The sequence below is a fragment of the Alkalihalobacterium sp. APHAB7 genome, assembly GCF_048323755.1.
Lineage (GTDB): Bacteria > Bacillota > Bacilli > Bacillales > Bacillaceae_F > Alkalihalobacterium.
In genome coordinates, this window is the sequence record NZ_JBLWFS010000004.1 from 193,633 (window position 1) to 218,341 (window position 24,709).

A 24,709-nucleotide genomic window follows, 5' to 3' on the forward strand; every position below is an offset into this window, starting at 1 on the left:
TAAAGGGGTGGAAATTAAAGTGATTAAAAAACGTGAAATTATTTTACATGTTGGTTTGCATAAAACGGGTACAACAAGTATCCAGCGAACATTATTCAATGAAGAAAATAATCAAATATTAGAAAAGAAAGGTTATATTTATCCAAGGAGTTGGCCTTCAAATCATTCCATTCCTATTTATAGTGTGTTTTCTGAGCATCCAGAAAGATATCATATTAACATTAGGAATGGATATACAACTGCAAATATTATAGCTAAAAATCAAGAGTATTTAAGAAACTTTGAAAAAGAGATTGTGAATCGAGGGAAATCTAAGATCATTATATCAGGTGAAGATATTTCAGTTCTACCTCATGAAAATTTGCAAGCATTTAAAAAGTATATAATGTCTCTATTTCAAGAGGAGACGAAGGTCACGGTTATGATGTATTTAAGAAATCCTGTAAGTTGGTCAATTAGTAATATTCAGGAAATTATTAAAAGCGGAGGTTTTTATGAAACTGCGTTAACTCATATGAATACTACGTATAAAAATAACTTCAAAAACAAAATTGAAAAATTTATACAAGTATTTGGAAAGCAAAATATTAAATTATATTCTTTTGAAGAGACTCTTCCACATCAGTATGGAGTAATTGGTCATTTCTTATCATCTCTAAATTTTAAAGAAAGTGAAATCAACCAATTTCATATTCAAAAAGCTAATGAAAGCATATCATTAATTGCTGGAAATATCCTTTCATATATAAACGTAAGAATCCCGATGATTTATAATGGAAAAATAAATGAAAATAGAGCCCAGAGGGACTACGTACCGCTTTTGAATATAAAAGGATCTAAATTTGATATCCCTATTAGTGACAAGATAAAAATTTTTGAAAGTAGAAAAGAGGATACCATTTGGTTAAGGGATAATTACGGAATTGATTATTCAAATCTGAGTGGAGTTCAGGATAGTAATTTGAAATATGAATTTACTGAAGAAATTATTTTAAGCATTAAGAAAGCGTATTATCAACTTTCACCTCCACTAAAAAAATTAGTAGAAGAATATTTAAAAATTCAGTTAGAGAAAAATAGTAATGCTCGAAGTAAAAAATTAATTTTAAAGTTATTAGGTGAAATAAGTTGAAAACGTAAAGTTGTCCAATTCTTATTCATTTGACTCTAAAGGAAGGAGTTCGCTTTTATGCGGCCAGAAGTTTCGATTATTTTAACTTGTTATAATAAACCAGAAACCGTAGGGAAGGCAATCGAAAGTGTTTTATCTCAAACGTTACGAGACTGGGAACTTTTTATTATGAATGATGCTTCTACATCTCAAACAACCAAGATAATTAAATCATATATTAATGATCCTAGAATTCAATATTTTAACAGTAAAATTGAAAGTAATAACCGCTATAAAACAACGCGATATGCTACTTTAATTAATCGAGCTATCCCATTATCAAGAGGGAAATATATCTCATATTTAACGGATGATAGTGAATATTTGCCACAACGACTAGAAATAATGACACAATATTTAAGTAAGCATCCTGAAATCGACATCGTCTATTCAGGACAAAAACTACGTAAGCTAGACGAAAATTTTAATGTAACATTCGAAAAAACAAGGAAAACTAGAGGGGTATTGCAGAAAGCAGCCAATGTTGTTGACCACTGTTCTGTAATGCATACGCGAAGGGCAATTGAGAAAGTGGGGGAAAAATACAATAGCTATTGGGATGATCACCCAAGTCATTGGCATAATGGTGATGCTGTAGCTTGGGCAAGGTTAAATGAATTTTATAAATTTTATCCCATTGATAAAGTACTTGATATTAACTATAAAACCCCTCACTCATTTCAAATGATAAATAAGAACCTACCTGATCGAATTCCTGACGGAACATTAATTAAAGGAATTTCTAATGATATTTTTTTACTAGATAAAAATATAAGACGAAGAGTTACTTCTGAACTATTTCAAAGATTGAAGTATAACAAAGACAAAATAGTGATTGTTCCCGATCCATTTGTATTTAAATATCCTCTAGGTCCCCCTATTGATCATACTATTTTTAATACTGGTAAATTACCTAATTGCCTTCTAGTAAAAGGGCACAATTCTCCTCGCATTTACATTATTCAAAATAGCAAGAAAAGATTAATTCGTAGTCCTTTAGCACTTGAAAGATACAACTTAAAATATAAAAATATCGTTAGTTTTGATGAAAAAGTATTGAAAAAGCTAAAGGATGGACCGCAACTAAGGGTAACAATCTCAGTTGATACATTATTGCCAGATGGTATCTTATTTAGATGCAGTGAAAAGTTCTTTATAAGTGAGGAAAATTGTTTATATCCGATCGAACATAAATATTTTAAAAAGTTACGTTTATCCATTAAAGATAGTGTTAGCCTCTCACCACGAGAACTAGATTATTTTAAGCAAGGAAAACCATTTTCGTGGAGTTATTATAAATAAAAATAGTTGACTTGTTTAGAACATGAACATCAATTGATTTAATAGATTAATATAAAGGACGTGATTGTTGTGGGAGATGAATTAATAGGAAGTCCAATATTAGGAATTTGTGTTGGTCGGAAAGAAAATAAGAAGCGAAAAGCTTTTTACAATTTGGTTAAAAAAAGACTGTTAGCTCAAAGTAATTATAGATTTAAAGATACTATAATCTTCACAATGGAAAAGTTAGACCTTGAGGGAAAAACTGTCACTGGGGAACGTCTTTCATGGACAAATCAAAATTTAATGGTTGAAACAGGAACGTATCCTTTACCAGATGTTATCTATGTACAAAGTGAATTTCATTTCGAAGAACTACAAGAGTTAGAAAAGGCGTTACCTGGAAAAGTATTTAATAACCATTTTTATACTAAGCATGAATGTACAGAAATTTTATCTGAGAATAAACATCTCCGTCCACATATACCAGAAACAAATTCACTTGAGAACTTAGAAGACCTCCATTTCTATACAAAGAAATATAATCAATTTTATCTTAAACCAATTAGAGGACATGGTGGAAAAGGCATCTTTTATGTAAAGATATTAGGGAATGGAAAAGTTAGTTGTATTGGTAAAAGAGAAAAGGAAATATTCGATAGCTGTTCCGAATTAGAGAATTGGTTTCAACACTACTTTCAGCGACATAAATATATTCTGCAGGAAGCGATAGTTACAAAAAAGTGGAAAGGGGGTAAAGCGACTGATATCCGTTTAAATATGAACAAAAATGGTAATGGAAAGTGGGAAGTGAGTTTTTTAGTTGGAAGAATTGCACTAAATAAAGTGTTTGTTTCTGCAGGCGCTGGAAACAATGTATTAATTTATATAGACCATTTTTTAAAGCAATTATTTTCTGATAAAGGCCATGAGGTAATAAAGAAATCAATTATAGATCTGGGGTACAGTATTTGTGAAACTTTTGATAACACAAAATACAATATGGGTGATCTGGGTATTGATTTAGGCATAGATAACCAAGGTAAGCTATGGATCTTTGAAGTAAATAATCTTCCTAATCCTTTTCATAAGTTAAAGGATAAATCTTTGACTTTGCCATTGGAATACGCTTATTATCTATCAAAAAAGAAAGAATAATCTAAGGATGCACTAAAGAATTTAGTAAAGGAAAGAAGGTATTGGAATGGAGGAAATAATTCCTTGTCTTTTTTGTATTAACTTTTTTCTTATGTCATTATTGGTTTTGAATAATCCCTAATATACTACTTAGGCGGTGAAGAAATGTTTCACATTTTATTACCCTGTTTCTAGCATTTGCAGCAATTCTTTTTCTTTCTTCTTCGTTTATAAGATAGTAGTCAATTTTTTGCAATAAGTCTGTAAAATTTTCAAATGCAATAATTTCATCTCTTTCAACAAAATGTCTCCCAAGATCAGGTTTTTTATCAATAAGCTGAAAGGCTCCACAACCTGCTATATCAAAGGTTCGGTTATTTATACTTTGATTGTAAACTCCTTGATTATTTCGATTATATTTAAACTTAGAAGAGCGGTGAGTGTTTAATATAATTTTAGACTGATTATAAATAGAAGCTACAGTACATGGCTCAATCCAATAATCAATGACGTTGTAATTATGAGTTGTTTTGTAGTCTCCAAGTGATTGAAGCCATGTATTTCCTGCGGTAAGAATCGAATAAGAGGTGTGGTCGAGTAAAAATTTTATAGTTTTTATACGCTCAGGGTAAGGAAATCCCACTAAGCTAATATCATAATTATACTTATGGTTCGTTTGAGGTGGGGAGTATATAGCAGGATCTGTTCCAAGTGGCAGATAATAAACATTATGATGTCCGAATTTTTTGTACAGTGGAACACAGGAAGATTCAATGGTGAATATATATTTGAAGTAATGGATTATTTTTACGGTTTTGTCAGTGTAATAAGGGTCTTCGGTTAACCATATAGCCGTCGTACATTTCTGTTGTTTGATCCAGTTAAGATATGCATCCCGAATATTAAATCGTGCCATAGTCAGTATTATATCCGGTTGAAAAGAAGAAACGAGTGTATTAAGAGCATCAATGTTGGTGTAATCAGAACACGTTCTTACTTGGTGGTTTAATTGAAGTAAACCATCAATGATGGCATGATCAAAGTAATGATAGAGACTATTATTGACAGTAGGAATATAGAGTATTTTCATAACTATATACACTCCTTTAGTTAGTCCAAGTAAAGAAGACCCCAAAGAGGGGATAACCACCTTTTTGGGATCACATGGTTAAAAATTAATAATCACCTTATTAAGAGCCTCTACCCCTTGGCGTAGTTCGTTAAAATATACAAACCCTTCAATAATCGCTGAATTTTTTTCAGCAGGTTTTTTTAGTGTAAAATCAAAGTTTGAAAAAAACAGCTTTTCTCCTGGTGCTAATTCGTCACATTCAATTGGTTTCAACCAATATTCTCCTGACTGCTTCACTTTTTCTTTTCTTTCGGCGTTAAGGTGTTGCCATTCCATCGAATTGCTAGCGTCAACAATCATTTCATTTCGTGAAGTTCCCTCGATTTTGCCACCTAACTTCCCACTTTCAGCTGGTTTAAGACGAATACAAATTACTGGCGTTTGCAATGTTTCCTGACCTATATTTTCTATAATAAAATTTCCTATAATAAGTACTTCTTTTTCTGCTTCTTCCATTTCAGGGAGAACAACAGAGTAATTAAAAAATGCCTGGCTTTGTAATTGTTGTTGAACATCATCGGTCATATAAATACCTCCTTATTTCCATTACCTAATTCATGTGTATGTAATTAGAGCCGCATATATTTATATAGCTGAAAATAAGTAGCCAGTTGGGAGAGACTATATAAATAATTATGTAAATTCCACATATGCCCTAGACATATGTCATGTACTATTTTTCGTAAATGAATATACATATAGTATAGAGAGAAGAAGAAGATAAAAAAAAGAGGAGAGCATCTCCTCATAAAATGGCTTATTTGTTAATAATCGTCAGGCACTGGAAAAATTTCTGGACATTGTGGTGGAAACTGAAGTGGCGGACAAGTAAAAGGTACTTCAGATCGAGGTTGACAGAATTCCGCTTCGATTTCAAGCTTTACGATTGCTTCCATTTGAATGTTTTGGCACATGTTAATGGAAACATCGATTTGTTGGAAAGTCGGGTCTCCTTCTTCATCTTCCTCACAAATTAAATTCACATCACATTCGAAGTCAGTAATTTCGCATTGTAAGAATGTCCCTTCTGGAGCACATAAGAAAAACTTTTCAGCGACAGCGAATGATTGAGGAGCAGATGTACACACTACAGTTCCAGAGGCATTTCTAATTTGGAGAATATAATAACCTTTTTTAAGCACTTTAACTCTTTGGAGTGTTAGTACTTCACCATCTGGAAGAGTAATATTTACATCTTGTCGTCCATGAGGTTGTGTTATTTCTTTACAAATGATGGCACCAGGTGCTAATGGATTTACTGGGTTTCCGTGGGCATCGGTTAAAATACACTCAATAGACAATTTCCCCATTTCGGCTAATTCCGCACATGGATCTACACAATCATACCCATTGCATTTGAACTTTAACGTCTTTAATGCTCCAGGACCTGTGAATGATTGTAGAGGAACGTCTGCTTGACGAGTTACCCAATCATACACTTTTGGTACTTTGATGCAAAGTGTTTCTTTTTCATCTTTTTTGGACTTAAACAATATGATCAATCCTTTCAATTGTTGTTTATTTAGGTAAAATGTCTAATGTATAGTATGAACTATAGATTAATCTGTGCCAGTCTTTTTTTAAAAGTAGAAGATTAAAAGTATGATTAATAAATTAATAGGAAACCGATTGGTAACGACAAGCTTCCTGTATAAAAAAAAGAGGGTGGCGGCCCTCTTTTTCACTACATTAAGATGGGAAGATTTCTGGACATTGTGGTGGAACATGGTGTGGTGGACACTCAAACGGCAGCTCCTGACGAGGTTGACAGAAATCTGCAGTAATTTCTAATTTTACTAAAGCTTCCATTTGAATATTTTGGCACATGTTAATAGATACATCGATTTGTTGGAACTCTGAATCTCCCTTATCATCTTTATCACATATTAAATGAGCATCACATTCAAAATCAGTAATCTCACATTGTAAATATGTTCCTTCAGGAGCACATAAGAAGAATTTTTCAGCAACAGCAAAATGTTGAGGTTTGGATGTATAAACAACCGTGCCTGCTGCATTTGTCACTTGAACGATAAAATAACCTTTTTTCAATACCTTCACTTTTTGTAGTGTGACTACTTCACCATCTGGAAGCGTAATTTCCACTTCTTGCCGGCCATGTGTTTGAGGAATTTCCGTACATAGTATTGAACCATGTTTTAACGGATCCACAGGATGACCCGCCGAATCTGTAACGATGCATTTGATCGATAATGCCCCCATACCATCTAATTCAGCACAAGGATCCAATTCTTTTCCATTAAAGTTCAGCTGCTTCAATCCTTTCTCACCTGTGAAAGCTTGAAGCGGTACATCTACTTGACGAGTTACCCAATCATACACTTTTGGTACCTTAATACAAAGGGTTTCTTGGCGTCCCTCAATTGGTTTGATCTCCATATTATATTTTTCTCCTTTCGAGCATTGTAATAGGGTTCCTTCCCACTTTTATACTATGTGAATGCCCTTTTTTGGTGATGAGAAATTTTTAAAATTAGTATTAGAACACTTATCATTAAGCTCAAGCCATAAAACCATTGTGCATTTGTTTTATAGTAACTGTAGCTGATACAAGAGAGGATATTATTCTTGTAACTAATGTAATTAACCGGGGTTGCTCCAGCCTTTTTTTTGAATATAAAAGTAAAATGGATGATTGACCTTTACAGGATTGAATTGTTTTCATAGTATAAATTATCTTAGTAGAAAGAGAGGTGAGATAAATGGTAAACCAAAATATTTGCCCTCCAACACAGGAGATTGATGGTGTGCTATTTGAATTTTTATCGACTCCAGAGGATATCGCAGCTGGTATTCTTCAATACCGAGTAACTAATTTTAGAACTGGTCCTGGAAGCGGATTTAGTCACTTTACGGTAGATTTACCATTGTGTCCGTTTGATGAATTTCCTGAAACTTTACCTGGTCGAGTAACAAGAAATGGGATGACGACTGATACTATTTATGAAGTAGAGGATGTCGATCCAACTACTGGCTGTAGAGGTGTAAAGAATCTAGATGAAGATGGACTAGAAGGAGACGGAGATAGTGCAATATACACAATCTTCTTACCAGAAGGGTTCATCTATGAATTATGTGAGGTTTCTATGTGCTGGTTCGGTGCAGGAGTAGCTCATGGTCCTGAACCAATTTGTGGTATATGCTGTGCAGTTAAGTAATACAATCAAACATTAAAAGGAAGTGTTACCTAAAAGATCTTTAGGTGACACTTCCTTCTCTTTTTACCCTCATTTTTAGTAAAAATAATACTATTTTTGGTGGTTTGCTCTAACAAAAAATCCATGTAAGTCAGTTGACTGAACCGACTTGCATGGATTTGATATATTTTCCTCTAGTTAAGTATTACCAGGGAAAACGTCTGGGCATTGTGGAGGTACTGGAAGTGGTGGGCATTCGAATGGAATTTCTTGACGAGGTTGACAGAAATCTGCGGTGATTTCTAATTTCACTAGTGCTTCCATTTGAATGTTCTGACACATACTAATTGCGACTTCTACTTGATTAAATGTACCATCGTCGTTACAACATAGAACAGCTTCACATTGAAAATCGGTGATTTCACATTGTAATTTAGTTCCCGTTGGTGCACAAAGGAAGAATTTTTCTACGGTTGCAAATGGTTGGGGGTCAGAATAACAAACTCCACCTTTTCCATTCGATACTTTAATGATAAAGAAACCTTTCTTTAATACTTTTACTTTTTGTAGAGTCACTGTATCCCCAGTAGGTAAAGTAAATTCAAAACTTTCACGGTTTCTTGGGTCAGTTATTTCTTTACAAATTAATCCCCCTGGTGCTTCTGGATCAACAGGCTTTCCTGCAGCATCTGTAATAATACATTCAACATTCAAAGTATGACAATCTATTCCAAGCTTAGAATCACCTTTACGACAATCTAAAATTAAGCATGGATCAGCATCAGGAATATAGCCGTCTTTACATTCGAAGTTCAACTCATCTAAACCCATCAGTCCATTAAACGATCGATGAATATCTGCTTGGCGAGTTACCCAATCATACACTTTGGGAACTTTGATACATAGTGTTTCTTGGCCACCGCGAATTGGATTTACTTTCAATACACTCATCCTTTCAGAATAGAAATAATTAGGTTTTTACCACACTGTATTGTATGTATGCCCGATTATTTTGTATGGGTACATGCACAGCCATCTTGGTATAAATCTAATTTTTTTTGATGAAAAAAAGAAACAAATAATCATTTGCCCATATACATAATACAGATGGATAATATTCGCCTACTTTTGGGTTGGTTACTTTAAAGAATAAATGGTTACTCAGTTTTAATTGAAAGGAGAGATTGTGTTGAGCCGTCAAAAAAGTGAGTTTAATAACGTACAACAAAAACAAATGCTAATACACTTAAAGTCGGAACTTTCGCGCTATCAAATGAATGAGGAGCGGTATAATCAAGCAGTTGAGAAGATGAGAAAGGAAAAGAGTGAAATACAGCGAGCGCTTAATGATAAAATTCTTCAATTAAACGAAATTACAGAGGAAAGCCGTGAATTTTATAGTGAGAAATTAGCGCTATTATCTCGGTTAGAGGATTTGGGAAAAGTTAAAGTTGAGCTCGAACAAACTATTTCAAATTATGAAACTGAGAAAATACAATTGGCTGAACAGTTAGAAGAATTACAAGCACTTTTAGATCAAGGACAACAACCGTTGTTAGAAGAAATAGCTTTTCTCAAAAGTGAAAATACTGAACTTCAACAAGCTTTAGAGGAGAAGACAGATACAATTAATCAAGCTGAGGAGTTAAAACAGAACTATATACAAGAAAAAGAAGTATTAGTAGATGAAAATGAGAAAATGTTCCAACAGCTGGAGGAAATGGAGAGTTTGCAACAGTCCTATGAACAAGAGATTAATAGTATTTCAGAAACAAACGAGCAACTTCGCGGAGAAATAGCCACTTTAAAAGAGAAGATGAATGATGATCAAGTGGACATCATCGAGGAATACGAACAGCTGAAAGTAGAAAAAAAGCAATTGGAGCAGGAGCTTGAGGAAAAGAGTGCTGGTCAAGAAAAACTACACGAGGATATGCAATCTTACTATCTAGAAAAGGAAGCGTTTGAAAAACAATTATATGACTTGAAAGTAGATATTACAAAATACGAAGAGACTATAAAAGAGCAGGAAATCAATATTCAAAAGTTACACGAAGTATCAGATCAAAACCAAGCAGAACTAAATGAACAAATAGAACAAGTAAAGGATCAACTTCAAGAACGTGAGACATTTATTATCGAGTTACAGCAAAAAAATGAGAATTTAGTTGAAGAATTAAATCATGTGAGAGCGGAATTTGAGGAACAAGTTAAAAGTTATGAAGTATTAATTGAAAAACGTGAGGAAGAGATAAATTTGTATAAAATGAAGGAAGGTGAAGGTCAGAAGAAAGTTATCAGTGAAATGAAGGATATAACCAATCGATACAGTGATTTACAGCAAGTGCTTAAAGAAAAATCAACTTATATCGAACAATTAGAAGCTGAAAAGAAAGTGATTAAACAGCAAAAAGAGGAAGCAAGTGAACAGGTAAAGCTAAATTTATTTGAGAAAGAAGCATTATTGCAGCAATTGAGTGATCTTGAAAGTAAGCTAACAGAATTTCAAGCAAGTCATGAGAATATTAATGAAGAAATTGAAAAGTTAAAAAACGAAAAAACACAACTACAACAAGATTATGAGCAACAATTAGAAAAAATGACTAAAGATGAAGATCAAGCGAATACAGTAAAGGAGTTACAGGAGAAGTGTGGGGAAACGGTAAAGGACAATGAGAGGCTAGTCAAGGAAAACCACTCTTTGTCTAATCAACTGGCACGATTAGAACAACAAATTACGCGTTTAAATGACTCCAGAGAAAATCGGTCCAAACATGAAGAGGAGCTTAGCGAATACAAAGAATTAGTGATGGCGTCTGAAAAAAATCTAAAGAAAATACAAAAGGAATACCAAAGACTCGAAACTCTACTGGAAAAACAAACAGCAGATTTAGTACGTATAAAAGAGCAGCGTGATGAATATTTAGAAGACAAAAAATTATTAGCTAACCTGCTTCAAAGTCAAAACAATAACACTAAATTGAACCCGAAACAAAAGGTAGAATCAAGTAGTGTTGCTCCAAAAACAAATACACCAAACGAAGAAATACAAGCAAGGCAGTTTGATGAAACAGCTAATAACTCCTGGTTTCTAAGAAATTTAAGAGATCAAAATTTATTGAAGAACAAAGGAACTGCTAAACCACAGTCGCAAATCAACAAGAAGTCAGGCGATACTTTTTTAACATTTAATAAACGATTACAGCAACAACATCCAACAAGCCAAAACGCTTCAGAAAATTCAACAGATCCAGTTGAAAATGAGAATGAAAAACAGTAGTAATATAATCTTCCGTTTAAAAAAAGAAGTGTATAAGCAAATGGTTGAACATTGTAAAAACGAAATTCCGCTAGAGGCGTGTGGATTAATCTCTGGCAAAAACCTAATGGGACTTTCTTGTTGGCCGGTTCCTAATGAAGAAAAAAGTTCAGTTCGGTTTGCTATTTCAGAAGATGTCTTGAAAGATACGTTTAATAATATGAAGAAAAAAGGAGAACGATTAACAGGTATTTTTCACTCCCACCCAACGACAAGAGCGTATCCTTCTTTTTACGATATTAAAAATCATACTTATCCAAACGTCGTCTATATTATTATTTCTTTAGTAAAAAAGGAACCCGTTGTTAATTGCTTCCTTATTCATAAGAATAGGGAAGTGACAAAGCTCAGCCTAAAATTGGTATAACTTATTTACACATGATTCCTCATTATTCTAAGAAGAGTTAGCTTAAAAATGGGGGAAGGTAGCTTCAAAGCTATCTTCTTTTTTTAGGATAGCGCTGTTAAACAGTATTATTTAACATAGCTTTTAGGATAAGTGTGGAAACACCTTTTATAACCATGGCATACAATACTTTAGGAGTGAGAGAATAATTTTTCGTTCGTAAATCTATTTTAGTATAATTTGTACCTTATATCGTAAAGAAAACATTCCTTTAGGAATAGTTCTATAAAAATGAGGAGGGAACATGTTGAAGTCAAATAAGAAACGAATTTTCCCAGGAACATATCACAGTAGCGGCCATGTTCATATGAGTCAAAAGCAAGCTAATAAAGACCAATCACCCTATAAAATTTATTCTTCTAACAATAATCAAGGTCGTCCTAATAGTGGAGGATGTGGCTGCGGCAATAAAAAATAAATGGCCTAAAAGTAAAGTTGTAATTTCTAAAGTTAGGAAAGATGTAGTTGATTTAAACAACTGCATCTTTTTTTTCTTCGTTCTGTTAAAAAAGCCTATATCAAGGTTTTCCAAATTACTAATAAACCTCTTAGGATTATGTTTAAGGGTTATTTCATCAATTTTAAAGACAAAGTAAATATTGGTTTCTTGTCCTATTACCAAAAACTCACCTTCTGCATTTTATATATTGTACAACGTTGTACAACAAAAAAAGGAAAGGTGGATGTATATGGGTTTTTACTCAAAAGGTAAGCATCATCATGATAAGAGCTGTAAAACAGCTGATTATTCAAAGACACTGCGTTGTGACAGTGAGAAATACGGGTACGAAACAACTGGTTACGCGAATGTACCAGTAGTTGTAGCCGACGAATGGATCCAAGTAGATGTGGAGGCTGTTGAAAGATTACCGAAACCAGCAAAAGAAATTAAAAGAATTCGAAAAAATGTTCACTTAACACAATGTAAATTAGTACAATCACAATTCTCCAACCCTGATTCTGCAGCTGCAAATTCTAATGGGTATAACAATGGTAAAGGTTGTGAACCGTTCTATCCAGGAAACTATAAACTATATATCGAAGGATTTGTTCGTAAAAATATAGAATACGTTCCAAGCTGTTCTGGTGCTGTTGAACACCATACAGTAGACACACCGTTCCACTGTGTCGTAAAGCCTTATGTTAAAGGTTTTGATCCTACTAAGCTAAGTGTTAAAAATGGTATTTATGAACTAGTGTTTAATGATAAAAAAGGGATGGGAATGGATCCAAAAGTACAAGGGTTTGCCACTTACGAATACTTCAATGATATGCCTTACTGTAAATTAGAATGGGCAGGAGTAACAGAACTAGATATTGCTGAAGATTGGAAAAAAGGGTGTAATGTATTCAGAACAGTTAGAGAAAAGATGATCGTCGAAATGCGCTTAAAAGTTTTACAACATCAACAAGTTGAAATTAAAGACGATAAAAATGGTCCGTTACCAAAATAATAATAGATGTACTGGAGGATGTTGACTTACTGTCAACATCCTTGCTTTAGGAGAAAGTTCTCTTTAATTGAAGTTTATATATATTACTGACTTGAAGTGTTAACAATGGATCCTTGAAACATTTTCAGCGTATTAATATCGTTTGCAGCAATAACTCTATGTTTATATGGACGAATTTTTTTTGAGCTGGGTTGATTATAATTTTCTGTAACTAACTGCCCTTTTTTCGCTAAAAAACTATTCATTTGGTTATGGAAATCTGTGATTATTTTTTTTATTTCTTGTTTTTCTGCTTTGGACAGTTGGTTTTTTGGGTCAATGTTATTTTGTTTTAATACAGTGGAAATAAACTTCTCCACTAATTTCCTATTAGAAGCATCGTTTGATTTCATAAATAATCCTCCCTCTAACTTAGTAAGGTTGCCTACTATACGTTATGCATGACTATCTATTAAGTGTAGGCATTTCAACTAGAGAGAGGCAATTACATCAGTTAAGCTTCATATGTCTTATGCCCTTTTTTTTAGGACAACTTTCTTTTCTTATGTGGACGAATATTTTAGTAAAAGGAACAAGTTCTAAAGGGGGAGCGATATGAGAGTAAGAAAAGCCATTATTCCAGCAGCAGGATATGGAACGCGAAGTCTCCCGATAACTAAAGTTCTACCAAAAGAAATGTTTCCTATTAATGACAAGCCAGCTATTCATTATGTCGTTGAAGAAGCAGTTGCCTCTGGAATTGAAGAAATATTAATAGTTGTTTCAAGAAATAAAAATATGATTATCGACTATTTTGACCGTTCTCTTGAATTGGAAGCATTTCTAGTGGAAATGAATAAACAGCATTTATTAGATAAGTTATCGGTTCCCAAGGTACACATACAATTTGTACGTCAGCCTTTCGCAAGGGGGTTAGGCGATGCAATTGCAATGGGATCTTCTTTCATTAACAGTGAGCCTTTTGCCGTTCTTTTACCTGATGATATTTTTATTGAGAACAAGCGAAGCCTAAAGCAATTAATAAATGTTTATGAAAGAACAAGCAGCAGTGTAATAGGAATTCAGCAAGTAAAAATGGAATTACTAAAGAATTATGGAGTTATAAAGGAGAAAAAGATATCACCCGGACTGCATGAAATCATAGATATTGTTGAAAAACCAAAAAAATCACCACCTTCTAATCTAGCTGTTGTCGGTCGGTATGTTTTACATCCCGATATTTTTATGTTTTTAAAGAAAGTAGAACTAGGAATTGGAGGGGAAATACAATTAACCGATGCTTTAAAAGATATGTTACAACAAAGAAAATGTTATGGATATGAAGTTTCAGGAGAGCGTTATGATATTGGATCTAACAAAGATTACTATAGACTATTAAAGAAAATGAATACTGAAGTGGATTAGCTTTGTCATTTTGTTTTTTTTATGTTTTCCAATTTGTTCTTAATCATGATAAATCTGATTATTTTCAAGGCTATCAACCATACCTAAATCTTTTTTTAGAATACGATAACTACTAGCTAGTTAGTTTCGTATTCTTTTTTGTTGGAAAGGGGAAAAGAGATAATGAAAGTTTTAATGATCTGTACAGAAAAACTCCCAGTCCCCCCGGTAAGAGGTGGCGCAATTCAAACATATATAGCAGGAGTTTCTTCAAAATTATCGTCTCATTATGAATTAACGATCTTAGGAAGAGATGACACAAGCTTACCTAATGAAGAGACAGTAAAAAATATAAAGTATGTTCGTGTTCCAGGAGGATTGTTCGAAGTTTATAAAGAAGGTGTGATTGACTATTTAAAAACAAATACATTCGATGTCATTCACATTTTTAATCGGCCTCGTTTAGTAACCAGTGTGAGGGAGGTTGCTCCAAATGCCAGGCTCGTTTTAAGTATGCACAATGATATGTTTAAGGCTGAAAAAATAGATGCAGACGAAGCAGAGAAGGCTATCGCACAGTTGGATAAAATAATAACGGTTAGTGATTATATTGGGAAAACGATAGCTGAACCTTTCCCGCAAGCAGCACCCAAGCTAAAAACAATCTATTCAGGAGTAGATATCGAACGCTTTGCGCATCCTCACTCAGACCAAGCTCGAAAAATGCGTAAACAAATCCGCCAAGAACATAATCTAGAAAATAAAAAAATTATATTATTTACGGGCAGACTTTCTGCGAATAAGGGTGCAGATATTTTAGTAAAAGCGATGCCGAAATTAGCGGAAAAGCATCCGGATATTGCTCTAGTGATTGTAGGAAGTAAATGGTTTAGTCAAGATGATATTACCGATTATGTGGCGTATGTTCGAGCTCTTGCTAATCGATTACCAATTCCAGTTATAACAACGGGCTTTGTTGCCCCTGATCAAATCCAATATTGGTTTGCTGCAGCGGATATTTTCGTTTGTCCGTCTCAATGGCAGGAACCACTTGCACGTGTTCATTATGAAGCGATGGCTTCAGGGCGTCCAATCGTAACAACGGCTCGTGGTGGAAATCCAGAAGTAATAGAGGAAAAAGAAAACGGTATTGTTATCCAGAATCCAGAAGACCCACAAGAATTTGCTGATCAAATCTCATTCTTGCTCTCAAGTCCTAACTCAGCGAAGAAAATGGGGGAGTACGGACGTAGTCTTGCAGAAAAGAACTATACGTGGTCACGTGTAGCAGACGATATTCTTTCTGTTTGGAATGAGATTGAGAATAAGATAAAGAACAATGTTTCCGTTAATGCTCTTGAAGAAGATGGAAGTACTACAGAAATGACAGAACCAGAAGAAGATATGGAAAGTGCAGAACCGATGGAAATAGAGGAAGATATGGAGAGTGCAGAAGCGACGGAAACAGAAGAAGGTATGGAAACTGCAGAAACGACAGAAACAGAAGAAGATGGGGATAACGAAGAGTCGATAGACGGAAGAGAAAGTGCAAAGGTAGATCCTGCCGGTACTGTGGAAATTTTAGAGGAAAACCCTGAAATGGAAGAAGTAGAAGAAAGAACTAAGGCTGAAGTAGAACCGAAATCACAAAAGACGAAATCGAAAAAAGAGAGAATACGAGAAATCTTATTCTCTGAACTAACCAAGAGCAATCAATACATTAAGTCATTAATGTCGGCAGCAGAAGAGAAAATTGAGAACTCTAAAGATAGTAGTGAAAATGAGATGAAAAATATCATCAAAAGTGTAGTAACAGGTGTTGAAGAGCAATCCGAGCAAAAACAGGAGGAAGTTCAAGAACAAGAGGAAAAATTAGAGAAGCCATCCAATTTAGTAGAAGCAGTCAACGATATTACAACAGCAAAACTTTTTATGAACGTAGTGGATTTTAAAAGAAACAAAAAGAGACGTAAAAAAAGCTCATAACTTCTTGAATATATTTAAATGAAGTTAACTTAGTGAGTTAACTTCATTTTTTTCAAAAAAATCTAAAACACCTACTCAAATACCTATACCGATACAGCGGAATAACCATACAGTATATCAGTGCACTAAAAACTAATTAATTTAACTTAGGGAGGATTCATATGAAAAGTGAATTACATGAATTAACGATTGAACTTGAGCTTCAAGGGGACACATTCTATGAGCTAGAATTTGATGGTGAAGTTGGAGAGTTAACGATTCATAAAAAAACAGATGCAGGTGAGGAAGTCGTAAGTAGCGCTGGATCAGTTATTAATCCTAACTTTATGGACGATTTATCAATTTCATCCGATATGTCAGAAGAAAAGTTAATCAAGAAAATATTAAAAGCTTTAGGTAATGATTCTTTTATCGAATTAGATGTTGAGATCTCATTTTTAGATGGTACAGAAGTAGAGTTTAAAATCGAAAATGAAGGCAATGAAGAAGAGGACGAAGACGAAGACGACGATGAAGATGAAGACGACGAAGATGACGATGACGATGACGATGAAGATGACGATGACGACGACGATGAAGATGACGACGACGATGACGATGATGATGATGAAGATGATGAAGATGATGAAGATGATGAAGATGATGACGACGACGAAGATGATGACGATGACGAAGATGACGATGAAGACGACGATTAATGTAAGTGGTGCCAAGTACCTTTAGTATACTAAAGGTGCCTGGCACCATATTTCTTTTCTTTCATTTCTTTTTTTATTCTTTACATTCTCTTTTGCTTTTTTCTACCGTAAAAATCTTGATCGGATGGCTTTTTTGCCGCGGCGCATGGAAGGGACGGAAATATATAGTGCTTCTTTGGCACGGGTCATTGCCACGTACATCAGTCTACGTTCTTCTTCCATCGGTTCATCGTTGCCGTCACGCCATGCATCAAGTGCATAGTCGTGGGGAAGTCCACCATCAACGGCACCGATTACATATACCTGTTTGAATTCCAATCCTTTGGAACGATGGATCGTCATTAATTGAATCGCTTCACCGGTCATTGAATTTTTATTAGAAACTATTTCTTTATGCTTATGAATGATATGGTCAACGTACTCAAGAAATTCCGGTACAGACTGATGGGATTGAGCTGCGACTCGTAAGTCTCTTACGTCATCTGAGCCTTTATCCATCGCATTCCCCTCATTGCCTTGCTTTTTCAAGTAATCGGTTAACCCCATTTCTTTTTCAATAAAATCAATAGCATCAACAGGTTTTAACGAAGGAATTTTTGAAAATAGAGGAACAATCGTTTTTAGTTTCTTTAATTGAAATGCCGGCAGCTGTGTTAATTTCGTAAGAGCTTCCACTAAAGAACAATCCTCGATTATACTTAAAGCTTTTAAATCCCGCAGTACCTCTTGTTTTAAAAATAAAGCGCCGATCAAGTCACTCATCGCATCAGTATGATTTGGATTAATCGATAATTGCATATAAGCTAAAATCTTTCTAACAGTTTTACGTTGATAGAAAGAATCTCCTTCTTGTTCAACGATAAATGGCAAGCTCGTATGAACGAGGCGTTCGAATAAGGCACGAGTCGATACGTTCGTTCGATAAAGAATAGCAAAATCGGAAGGGCTTGCGCCTTGTGCTATTCGCTCTTTCAAGTCTTCTACAATGATTGTCGCCTCTAGTTCTTCATCAAAGGGAAAGAAAACAAGTGGCATGAAATCGCTGTTAGATAGCGCTGAAAGTTGTTTATCGTAGCGATGTTTGTTTTTGGAGATGACATAGCTTGCTGAACTTACGATCGAATGAACGGAGCGATAATTTTTAGCGAGAATAACCGTCTTAGTTGCGGGATACTCTTTTTTGAAATTTAAAATATAGGACGGGTTGCTTCCTCGAAAGGAATAAATCGATTGGTCATCATCACCGACTACACATAAGTTATTTTGCGGCTGAGCTAACAACTGGACGATTTGGTATTGAACTTTATTAATATCTTGAAATTCATCGACTGAAATATAGGAAAACCGTTCTTGATACTTTTCTAGGAGATTACGATTTTCTGATAAAAAATAATAACAGCCAATGAGCATGTCATCAAAATCAAATAATTGTTCTTTTTCTTTTATTTCTTCGTAATGCTTGTATATATGTAATGTTCGCTCCTCAAAGATGTCTTTCGGCTTAACTTGATCAGGAATGATTAAGTTGTTTTTCCACCAGCCGATTTGTGTGAGAGCTTGATCATAAGCAAACTCTTTTTCTTCAAGTCCTAGTTCACGCCCCACTTGCTTTGCAATTCTTTCTTTCTGCCATTCCCATTTTAATAAACGGTCTTGGTGCCAGCGGTTAGGGTCATGGTGCAAGAGCATTTTATAGAAAATACTGTGAAAAGTTCCGACAAGAAGCTGTCTCATATCTGATGGCTTAAGGTTTGGGTATTGCTGCATTCTTTCCTTCATTTCTCGCGCAGCTTTTGCAGTAAATGTAACGAGCAGCAATCGATTAGAAGGAATTTGTTTTTCGGTTATCATATAAGCCGCTCTTGCGGTTAGTACTCTTGTTTTTCCACTTCCTGCACCAGCTAGAATGAGTAGCGGTCCTTCAGTTGTCGTAACAGCTTCCCATTGATATGGATCTAATCTGAAGCCTTCTTGTGACAACTCCTGATAATAGGTGTGACTAATTTCAATTGAGGTATCACTTTGTGCCTGAAAATTAGAGATACGGCAAACAATTTCAGGCTTTTTCCAATTCATTTCGGCTGGCTTAGTTGAAGATTGACTTGTAATTGTTCGCCGATCAGGTAACCGGAAACCAATTGTTGTTTTATTAGAGCTGTTAGAGATTAACTCTTCTTTCTTTTTATCTGAAAGAGACGTAACCGCGGTTTCACATTCTTCATCGTCGGCTACATGAACAAAGTGAGGCGGGTGTTGAATGCTAACTGAAAAAGACATTTTCTCACCACAGTGAGGACATGTTAATCTTCCGCGTTTACTATCGCGATAAAGTTGTTGATATTGACTGGCATCTATATTTGCTAACTGGACAAGGCGTTCATTCCAATATGCGACTTCCACTCCAGGTTCCTCCTTAAAATGAACGGACAATAACTAAAGTAGCATTGTAGCACAAAACACTATAAAGGAAAACTACATAATAGGAACTGATAAACTCAAAATCAGCAAAGGAAAAAAATTCAAAAGAAACTTCAACATCAACAAAAAAATTGGAATATTTGTAGTGACAGTTACATATAATATTTAGAATATTCTGTATAAATGTAAAGGAGGAGAAGCTATGGGATATGTACCTCCACATCATAATATTGTTGCTGTTCATTATGGGAATCGAATGAAAGTTAGACAAGCATCCATTAGAAGAAAGGAAAAGGTACAAAAGGTAAAGTTGCCAGACTTAATGGAATATAAGAAAGAGAAGGAATTTGAGAGCGGTCATTATAATCTCTATACGAGTTCGAGGCGTATGGAAAACCAATTCCTCCAAAAAGGTTTACTATTCGATCAACAGGCCTAAAGATAGGTCTGTTTTTTTGGGGGGTGAAGAAAATCGATTTTACAAACACTAAATAGAAACATCAGAACGGGAGGAATGAGTATGGTCTCTTTTCTAATTCTTGGAATACTTGTTACAATAGGATCAGGTGTTATTTTTTACATAGGTTTATCAGTTGAAAACCAATTTCTATTCGGCCCTTTTATTTGCTTAGTTGTTGGAATAAATTTTATTTTTATGGCGATTGTACGAATGTACCAACTAAAGAGGAGATAAGAAGATGGAACTGAACCAAATTAATGAACAATGCTTCTATTTTAAAGGAGCAGTTAATATCGGCTATATAAAAAATGAAGAAGACGGTATTTTAATTGATGCTGGTCTCGATGACTCAGCTGTAAAAAAAGTAATCAAGCAATTAGATGAAAAAGGGTGGCCCTTAACTCATTTGTTTATTACACATGCTCATGCTGATCATTTTGGAGGAGCAGCTTACTTAAAAAAGAAAAAAGAAGTCAAGATTTCTGCGCCTGAATTAGAGTCAGCCATTCTCACCTTTCCAATTTTAGAGCCTATTTATTTACAAAATGGGAATTACCCTTTTAAAGAATTGAGGAATAAATTTGTTGAGGGAAAACCGGTCACAGTTGATGAAACGTGTACGGAAGGCCCTTACAGCATTGGTTCACTTAACGTTACCTTACATAATGTCTCTGGTCATAGTTATCATATGTTAGCTGTACAAGTGGATGATGTTCTATATGCTGCAGATAGCTATTTTGATGAAAAGACGTTAGTTAAACACAATATCCCGTATATAGTCGATGGTACAGAAACCATTCGCTCGCTGCACAAATTATTAAGTATGGATGTTAATGGTGCGGTTCCGGGACACGGGGAATATGAAGAGAGCTTTAAAGATACAGTTCAAAAAAACATCTTGTATCATCAAAAGGTTGAAGAAGACCTGTTAAAGATTATTTCCCGAGAAAAGTCGACATCTTTAGATACGGTTATTGCTAAGTTGTGTCAGCTTCGCGGGTTGAAAATAGAGAATATGACGTCATGGGCGTTGTTTCGAACAGGTGTCTGTGCTTATCTAAAAAAAGTAGTAGAAGAAGGACAAGTGCAAATCATATTCGAAAACAATTATCTATCGTATAGAAGAACGTAAGGAGAAGACATGGGTAAAGCTACTGTAGGAACGTGTGAATTATGTGAACGAGAAGCAGTTGAAAGAACTGTGCATCACTTAACCCCAAGAGAGGAAGGGGGAGTGAACTTGCCAACGGCACTTCTTTGCCTTCCTTGCCATCGACAAATTCACGTCATGTATTCTAATCGAGAGTTAGCGATTAGATTAAATACGATTGAAAAGTTAAAGGACGATGAGGAAATAAAAAAATATTTAAAATACATAAAGAAGCAACCGGCTTCTAAATCTGTACCTGTACGCAAAACGAGAAAGAGACGTTAGCCTGTTCGTTTTTTTATTGTTATTTTGGCTGTTTTCCGCGACTCACTACTTTCATCAATTGTTAGCTCAGATGTACAATTCGGACACTTCGTTGCTTTAAAAGGAATATTAGAAAAACAAAAAGGGCAAATTTTCTGTTTCATATGATCTAGGGGGTCACCAGATGGACGTCGAATACGATTGACTTGTCTGACGAACAAAAATAATACGAAAGCAACAATCAAAAAATGAATCGCATGGTTCAAGAACATTCCATAATTAATCGTCGGCACACCGGCCTCTCTAGCTTCCGAAAGAGTGCTGTAATGGTTGGATGTAAGATTAATGTAGAGATTTGAGAAGTCCACTTTCCCGAATAATAATCCAAAGGGCGGCATCAACACATCATCAACAAACGATTGAACAATCTTTGCGAATGTTGTACCAATAATGACACCAACACTCATATCAATTACATTTCCTCTCATTGCAAACTCTTTGAATTCAGTAAAGATTTTCATTTAAGCTCCCACCTCAGAAGGTTGTCTTTATGAGATGTTATGCAATGATTTTTGTAAGAATGCCGATAGATTAATTGTTTATATAAATAAAAAGTAATCGTTATGTATCATTGGCTTGTGGTAAGATGACATCTGGCTTAATAGAGATGATACGAAAAAAGCAGCTGATTTTTCTGATATCAGCTACTTTTTATAGTTGTTTTTGTTTTAAAAGTGTTTAAGACTTTGTCATCGTTACATGAGGGATCCCGGCATCGAGAAATTCACCAGTGACCGTTTCATAACCGAGGGATTTATAAAATTTTTCTGCTTGCGTTTGTGCATTTAGCTTAAACTTTGTCAGTCCATTATTACGTCCGAGGGCTTCAATCTCTTCCATTAATAACTTACCAATTCCTTTACTTCGATAACTCTCTAGAATACAAATTCTTTCTACTTTTCCATACCCATCAACGACTCTTAATCTTCCGGCACCGACGGGCTTATTATCGTCATAAACGACAAAATGAGAAGCTTCTTTTTCAAATTGATCGATTTCTTCTTCTTCGGGTACTTTTTGTTCTTCAACAAATACTGTAGTTCGTACAGAATAGGCATCCTGTAATTGGGCTTCATTGTTAACGACGATAACTTTCAAATTTAACAATCCTTTCCTAAGTGAAATGTTTCATGTACGGTCCATGATCCATTTTCCAACTGATAAAGCAGTTGGACGCGATCAATGGTTTCTTCATGGTTAATCGAATGCATTTTTAGTTGTCCAAGCACATCAAAATGCTCTTGATTTGTTAAGTTTTGTGCAATCGTTACATGCGGGGTAAATTTTTGAGTGACCTCTTCTTTAATGACATCTTCATGTAATAACCGATGCAACTGCTCTAATGAAGCATTAGAGCGAATTTTAAAAAAGATTTTGTTCGTTTTCGGAAAAAACGAGTCAATTTTATAAACATGAATAGTAAATGGTGAAATTGTTGATGTAACACTTCTAATATATTGAATACAGCTATCCAATTTTTCATCAACGATTTCAAACGTATTTTTTATCGTGATGTGGGGAGGGATTAATGAATAATGTGAATCATACCTTTTTCGGTAAGAATTGGCCTGGTCCTGTAAAGCTTTTGATGGAAACACCGCAATTCCATATTTCATAAAATCGTCCTCCTATTTCAATGTTTATTTAGGAAACATATAGAGTAGGGCAGATTTAATATCAGGCTGCCAAAACGTCCAACGATGATCCCCTTCAAATTCATGATAATGATAAGTCATTCCCATATTTACTAGTAATTTATTCATTTCGCGGTTAGGTGTAAGAAAATCTTTTTGTTTTCCGTTGGTTGTTTCAACGTTAGTTTCTTGATTGCCTATCACGTGATAAATTTTTAAATGGGGTGCTTTTGCCGAAGACAGTTCTTCTAAAACGGTAGAATTGACATAAGGAGATTGCAAAATGACCTGACCAAATGTATTTGGGTAATGTAGAGCTGTCATTAAAGAAATGGTTCCAGCTAATGAGTCACCGATAAGTGTCCGTCCTGCTGCGAGTGAGTACGTTTGAAAATGCTCTTCTGCATAAGGAACAAGCTCTTCTGCTAAAAAACGAATATACGCATCCGCTTGCGCTCCATCTGGATGATACATCTCTCTGCGTTCCTGTACATTATCATATGGAATACCGATAATGATAACGTCTTCAATTTCGTTATTCGAAATAAGTTCCTCGGCTTGGCGAGCTATTCTGCCGAGTTGAAAGTAATCTTTACCATCCTGAGCTATGAGCAAGTGATAGCTGTATAAAGGTGAGTAGTTAGGTGGTAAGTAGATCATAATTGGTAGTTCTTTTTTTAAGTATTTACTGTAAATGTGATCTTCTTTAATTGTTCCGAAGAATTGTTTGCCCATTATTATTTCAACCTTTCACATTGTCCAAATTTTCATCGTGCTGATGTTATTATTCTAACATATATGCAGAAAATTCGGTTTCAAAACGAACTATTTTACGAAACGTGTAGTTTTTTACACCAAAATCGATAGCGAAGTCATAATTCTCAACCAAGTGCTCACTTTCTTATCTTTATGTTAAAATATTTACAGTAGTTTGAAAAAATAATAGGATCTTTTGCAATTAAAACAGATGGACTAGCTTGTTTAAAATAGCTAGATCATCAGTAACTAGGGGGAAGCAAAAATGAAAGTACCAGTTCCATCAAACGTTGTTGAACAAGCTGCAAGAAGAAAATTAAAAGAACGAGGAGTCGAGTTAGAGGATATTGCACAAATTGTGTACGATCTCCAAGTGAAATTTTATAGTAGTCTAACAATGGAAGAATGCTTCGAAAGTGTTGATGCCGTATTATATAAGCGAGAAATACAACATGCAATCCTTGTCGGGATCGAAATAGACGAGCTAGCAGAAAGAGGTCAGTTATCCGAACCTTTACTGTCTATCATTAAGTCAGATGAAGGACTTTTCGGTGTAGATGAAACAATTGCGTTAGGTTCTGTATTCGGTTTTGGCAGTATTGCGGTGACAACATTCGGCTATTTAGATAAAGCAAAAATGGGAATTATTAAAGAATTAGATGAGATTAAAGCACAGACTCATACTTTTTTAGATGATTTAGTTGCCAGTATCGCCGCTAGTGCAGCTGCGCGATTGGCTCATAGGTTGCGTGACCGAGATGAAAATCGAAGCCGCCAGGAAATAGAAAAACTAGATATGGAAGATAAAATTGGATAACTAAAATAGACAGAAAATATATTGA

Annotated in this window: 27 protein-coding genes; 16 read left to right on the forward strand and 11 right to left on the reverse strand. The window is 34.8% G+C overall.

The window, feature by feature from the left end; all coding sequences use genetic code 11:
- Positions 1–7: 7 nt before the first annotated feature.
- The 3 genes from ACNSTQ_RS06460 (at position 8) to ACNSTQ_RS06470 (ending at position 3,610) form a co-directional block, all read left to right on the forward strand.
- The gene (locus tag ACNSTQ_RS06460; RefSeq protein ID WP_418199032.1) at positions 8–1,132 is read left to right on the forward strand and encodes a hypothetical protein; all 1,125 of its coding nucleotides are present in this window, start codon (positions 8–10) and stop codon (positions 1,130–1,132) included.
- 57 nt (positions 1,133–1,189) lie between these two features.
- Positions 1,190–2,473, forward strand: a complete 1,284-nt coding sequence (locus ACNSTQ_RS06465; protein WP_418199033.1) for a glycosyltransferase family 2 protein — start codon at positions 1,190–1,192, stop codon at positions 2,471–2,473.
- Positions 2,474–2,542: 69 nt separating this feature from the next.
- The gene (locus ACNSTQ_RS06470) at positions 2,543–3,610 is read left to right on the forward strand and encodes a YheC/YheD family protein (protein WP_418199034.1); all 1,068 of its coding nucleotides are present in this window, start codon (positions 2,543–2,545) and stop codon (positions 3,608–3,610) included.
- A gap of 97 nt (positions 3,611–3,707) precedes the next feature.
- Here ACNSTQ_RS06470 and ACNSTQ_RS06475 read toward each other — a convergent pair whose 3' ends face one another.
- From ACNSTQ_RS06475 to ACNSTQ_RS06490, 4 genes are all read right to left on the reverse strand, one after another.
- The gene (locus ACNSTQ_RS06475; RefSeq protein ID WP_418199035.1) at positions 3,708–4,679 is read right to left on the reverse strand and encodes a CgeB family protein; all 972 of its coding nucleotides are present in this window, start codon (positions 4,677–4,679) and stop codon (positions 3,708–3,710) included.
- 78 nt (positions 4,680–4,757) lie between these two features.
- Positions 4,758–5,246: a hypothetical protein gene (locus ACNSTQ_RS06480; RefSeq protein WP_418199036.1), complete on the reverse strand. Its 489-nt coding sequence runs from the start codon at positions 5,244–5,246 to the stop codon at positions 4,758–4,760.
- 239 nt (positions 5,247–5,485) lie between these two features.
- Positions 5,486–6,214, reverse strand: a complete 729-nt coding sequence (locus ACNSTQ_RS06485; RefSeq protein WP_418199037.1) for a hypothetical protein — start codon at positions 6,212–6,214, stop codon at positions 5,486–5,488.
- A gap of 196 nt (positions 6,215–6,410) precedes the next feature.
- Positions 6,411–7,121: a hypothetical protein gene (locus tag ACNSTQ_RS06490; protein ID WP_418199038.1), complete on the reverse strand. Its 711-nt coding sequence runs from the start codon at positions 7,119–7,121 to the stop codon at positions 6,411–6,413.
- Positions 7,122–7,444: 323 nt separating this feature from the next.
- Here ACNSTQ_RS06490 and ACNSTQ_RS06495 point away from each other — a divergent pair, with 323 nt between their 5' ends.
- Entirely contained in the window at positions 7,445–7,900 is a 456-nt protein-coding gene (locus ACNSTQ_RS06495) for a hypothetical protein (protein ID WP_418199039.1), read from the forward strand.
- A 177-nt stretch (positions 7,901–8,077) separates the two neighbouring features.
- On the opposite strand, the gene ACNSTQ_RS06500 is transcribed toward ACNSTQ_RS06495, so the two are convergent.
- Complete coding sequence (locus tag ACNSTQ_RS06500) at positions 8,078–8,821, reverse strand: hypothetical protein (RefSeq protein WP_418199040.1); 744 nt, start codon at positions 8,819–8,821, stop codon at positions 8,078–8,080.
- A gap of 247 nt (positions 8,822–9,068) precedes the next feature.
- On the opposite strand from ACNSTQ_RS06500, the gene ACNSTQ_RS06505 reads away from it, so the two are divergent.
- From ACNSTQ_RS06505 to ACNSTQ_RS06520, 4 genes are all read left to right on the forward strand, one after another.
- Positions 9,069–11,159 carry a hypothetical protein gene (locus ACNSTQ_RS06505; RefSeq protein WP_418199041.1) on the forward strand — a complete coding sequence of 697 codons (2,091 nt, stop codon included), beginning with the start codon at positions 9,069–9,071 and terminating at the stop codon, positions 11,157–11,159.
- Positions 11,146–11,565, forward strand: a complete 420-nt coding sequence (locus ACNSTQ_RS06510; protein ID WP_418199042.1) for a Mov34/MPN/PAD-1 family protein — start codon at positions 11,146–11,148, stop codon at positions 11,563–11,565. Before ACNSTQ_RS06505 ends, ACNSTQ_RS06510 begins: the two co-directional genes overlap by 14 nt.
- A gap of 286 nt (positions 11,566–11,851) precedes the next feature.
- Entirely contained in the window at positions 11,852–12,022 is a 171-nt protein-coding gene (locus ACNSTQ_RS06515; RefSeq protein ID WP_418199043.1) for a hypothetical protein, read from the forward strand.
- A 271-nt stretch (positions 12,023–12,293) separates the two neighbouring features.
- The gene (locus tag ACNSTQ_RS06520) at positions 12,294–13,058 is read left to right on the forward strand and encodes a CsxC family protein (RefSeq protein ID WP_418199044.1); all 765 of its coding nucleotides are present in this window, start codon (positions 12,294–12,296) and stop codon (positions 13,056–13,058) included.
- A gap of 83 nt (positions 13,059–13,141) precedes the next feature.
- On the opposite strand, the gene ACNSTQ_RS06525 is transcribed toward ACNSTQ_RS06520, so the two are convergent.
- Positions 13,142–13,450: a hypothetical protein gene (locus tag ACNSTQ_RS06525; RefSeq protein ID WP_418199045.1), complete on the reverse strand. Its 309-nt coding sequence runs from the start codon at positions 13,448–13,450 to the stop codon at positions 13,142–13,144.
- A 202-nt stretch (positions 13,451–13,652) separates the two neighbouring features.
- Between ACNSTQ_RS06525 and ACNSTQ_RS06530 the strand changes: the two genes are divergently transcribed.
- From ACNSTQ_RS06530 to ACNSTQ_RS06540, 3 genes are all read left to right on the forward strand, one after another.
- Positions 13,653–14,462, forward strand: coding sequence for a UTP--glucose-1-phosphate uridylyltransferase (locus ACNSTQ_RS06530; protein ID WP_418199046.1), 810 nt, complete (start codon positions 13,653–13,655; stop codon positions 14,460–14,462).
- A gap of 162 nt (positions 14,463–14,624) precedes the next feature.
- On the forward strand, positions 14,625–16,427 hold the full coding sequence (locus tag ACNSTQ_RS06535; protein WP_418199047.1) for a glycosyltransferase family 4 protein: 1,803 nt from the start codon (positions 14,625–14,627) through the stop codon (positions 16,425–16,427).
- Positions 16,428–16,588: 161 nt separating this feature from the next.
- Positions 16,589–17,125 carry a hypothetical protein gene (locus tag ACNSTQ_RS06540; RefSeq protein ID WP_418199048.1) on the forward strand — a complete coding sequence of 179 codons (537 nt, stop codon included), beginning with the start codon at positions 16,589–16,591 and terminating at the stop codon, positions 17,123–17,125.
- 102 nt (positions 17,126–17,227) lie between these two features.
- On the opposite strand, the gene ACNSTQ_RS06545 is transcribed toward ACNSTQ_RS06540, so the two are convergent.
- The gene (locus ACNSTQ_RS06545; RefSeq protein WP_418199049.1) at positions 17,228–19,525 is read right to left on the reverse strand and encodes an ATP-dependent helicase; all 2,298 of its coding nucleotides are present in this window, start codon (positions 19,523–19,525) and stop codon (positions 17,228–17,230) included.
- Positions 19,526–19,745: 220 nt separating this feature from the next.
- Here ACNSTQ_RS06545 and ACNSTQ_RS06550 point away from each other — a divergent pair, with 220 nt between their 5' ends.
- From ACNSTQ_RS06550 to ACNSTQ_RS06565, 4 genes are all read left to right on the forward strand, one after another.
- Positions 19,746–19,982, forward strand: coding sequence for a hypothetical protein (locus ACNSTQ_RS06550; RefSeq protein ID WP_418199050.1), 237 nt, complete (start codon positions 19,746–19,748; stop codon positions 19,980–19,982).
- Positions 19,983–20,063: 81 nt separating this feature from the next.
- Positions 20,064–20,237 carry a hypothetical protein gene (locus tag ACNSTQ_RS06555; protein WP_418199051.1) on the forward strand — a complete coding sequence of 58 codons (174 nt, stop codon included), beginning with the start codon at positions 20,064–20,066 and terminating at the stop codon, positions 20,235–20,237.
- Positions 20,238–20,241: 4 nt separating this feature from the next.
- Positions 20,242–21,135, forward strand: coding sequence for an MBL fold metallo-hydrolase (locus ACNSTQ_RS06560; RefSeq protein ID WP_418199052.1), 894 nt, complete (start codon positions 20,242–20,244; stop codon positions 21,133–21,135).
- 9 nt (positions 21,136–21,144) lie between these two features.
- The gene (locus ACNSTQ_RS06565) at positions 21,145–21,438 is read left to right on the forward strand and encodes an HNH endonuclease signature motif containing protein (protein ID WP_275117333.1); all 294 of its coding nucleotides are present in this window, start codon (positions 21,145–21,147) and stop codon (positions 21,436–21,438) included.
- Here the strand turns inward: ACNSTQ_RS06565 and mscL are convergent.
- From mscL to ACNSTQ_RS06585, 4 genes are all read right to left on the reverse strand, one after another.
- Positions 21,435–21,938, reverse strand: a complete 504-nt coding sequence (gene mscL / locus ACNSTQ_RS06570; protein WP_418199053.1) for a large conductance mechanosensitive channel protein MscL — start codon at positions 21,936–21,938, stop codon at positions 21,435–21,437. The genes ACNSTQ_RS06565 and mscL overlap by 4 nt on opposite strands.
- Before the next feature lie 217 nt (positions 21,939–22,155).
- Complete coding sequence (locus tag ACNSTQ_RS06575; RefSeq protein ID WP_418199054.1) at positions 22,156–22,575, reverse strand: GNAT family N-acetyltransferase; 420 nt, start codon at positions 22,573–22,575, stop codon at positions 22,156–22,158.
- Between the two features lie 2 nt (positions 22,576–22,577).
- The gene (locus ACNSTQ_RS06580) at positions 22,578–23,093 is read right to left on the reverse strand and encodes a YjcG family protein (RefSeq protein ID WP_418199055.1); all 516 of its coding nucleotides are present in this window, start codon (positions 23,091–23,093) and stop codon (positions 22,578–22,580) included.
- Between the two features lie 24 nt (positions 23,094–23,117).
- On the reverse strand, positions 23,118–23,846 hold the full coding sequence (locus ACNSTQ_RS06585; protein ID WP_418199056.1) for an alpha/beta hydrolase: 729 nt from the start codon (positions 23,844–23,846) through the stop codon (positions 23,118–23,120).
- 286 nt (positions 23,847–24,132) lie between these two features.
- Here ACNSTQ_RS06585 and ACNSTQ_RS06590 point away from each other — a divergent pair, with 286 nt between their 5' ends.
- Positions 24,133–24,684, forward strand: a complete 552-nt coding sequence (locus ACNSTQ_RS06590) for a phosphatidylglycerophosphatase A (protein ID WP_418199057.1) — start codon at positions 24,133–24,135, stop codon at positions 24,682–24,684.
- Positions 24,685–24,709: the final 25 nt, after the last annotated feature.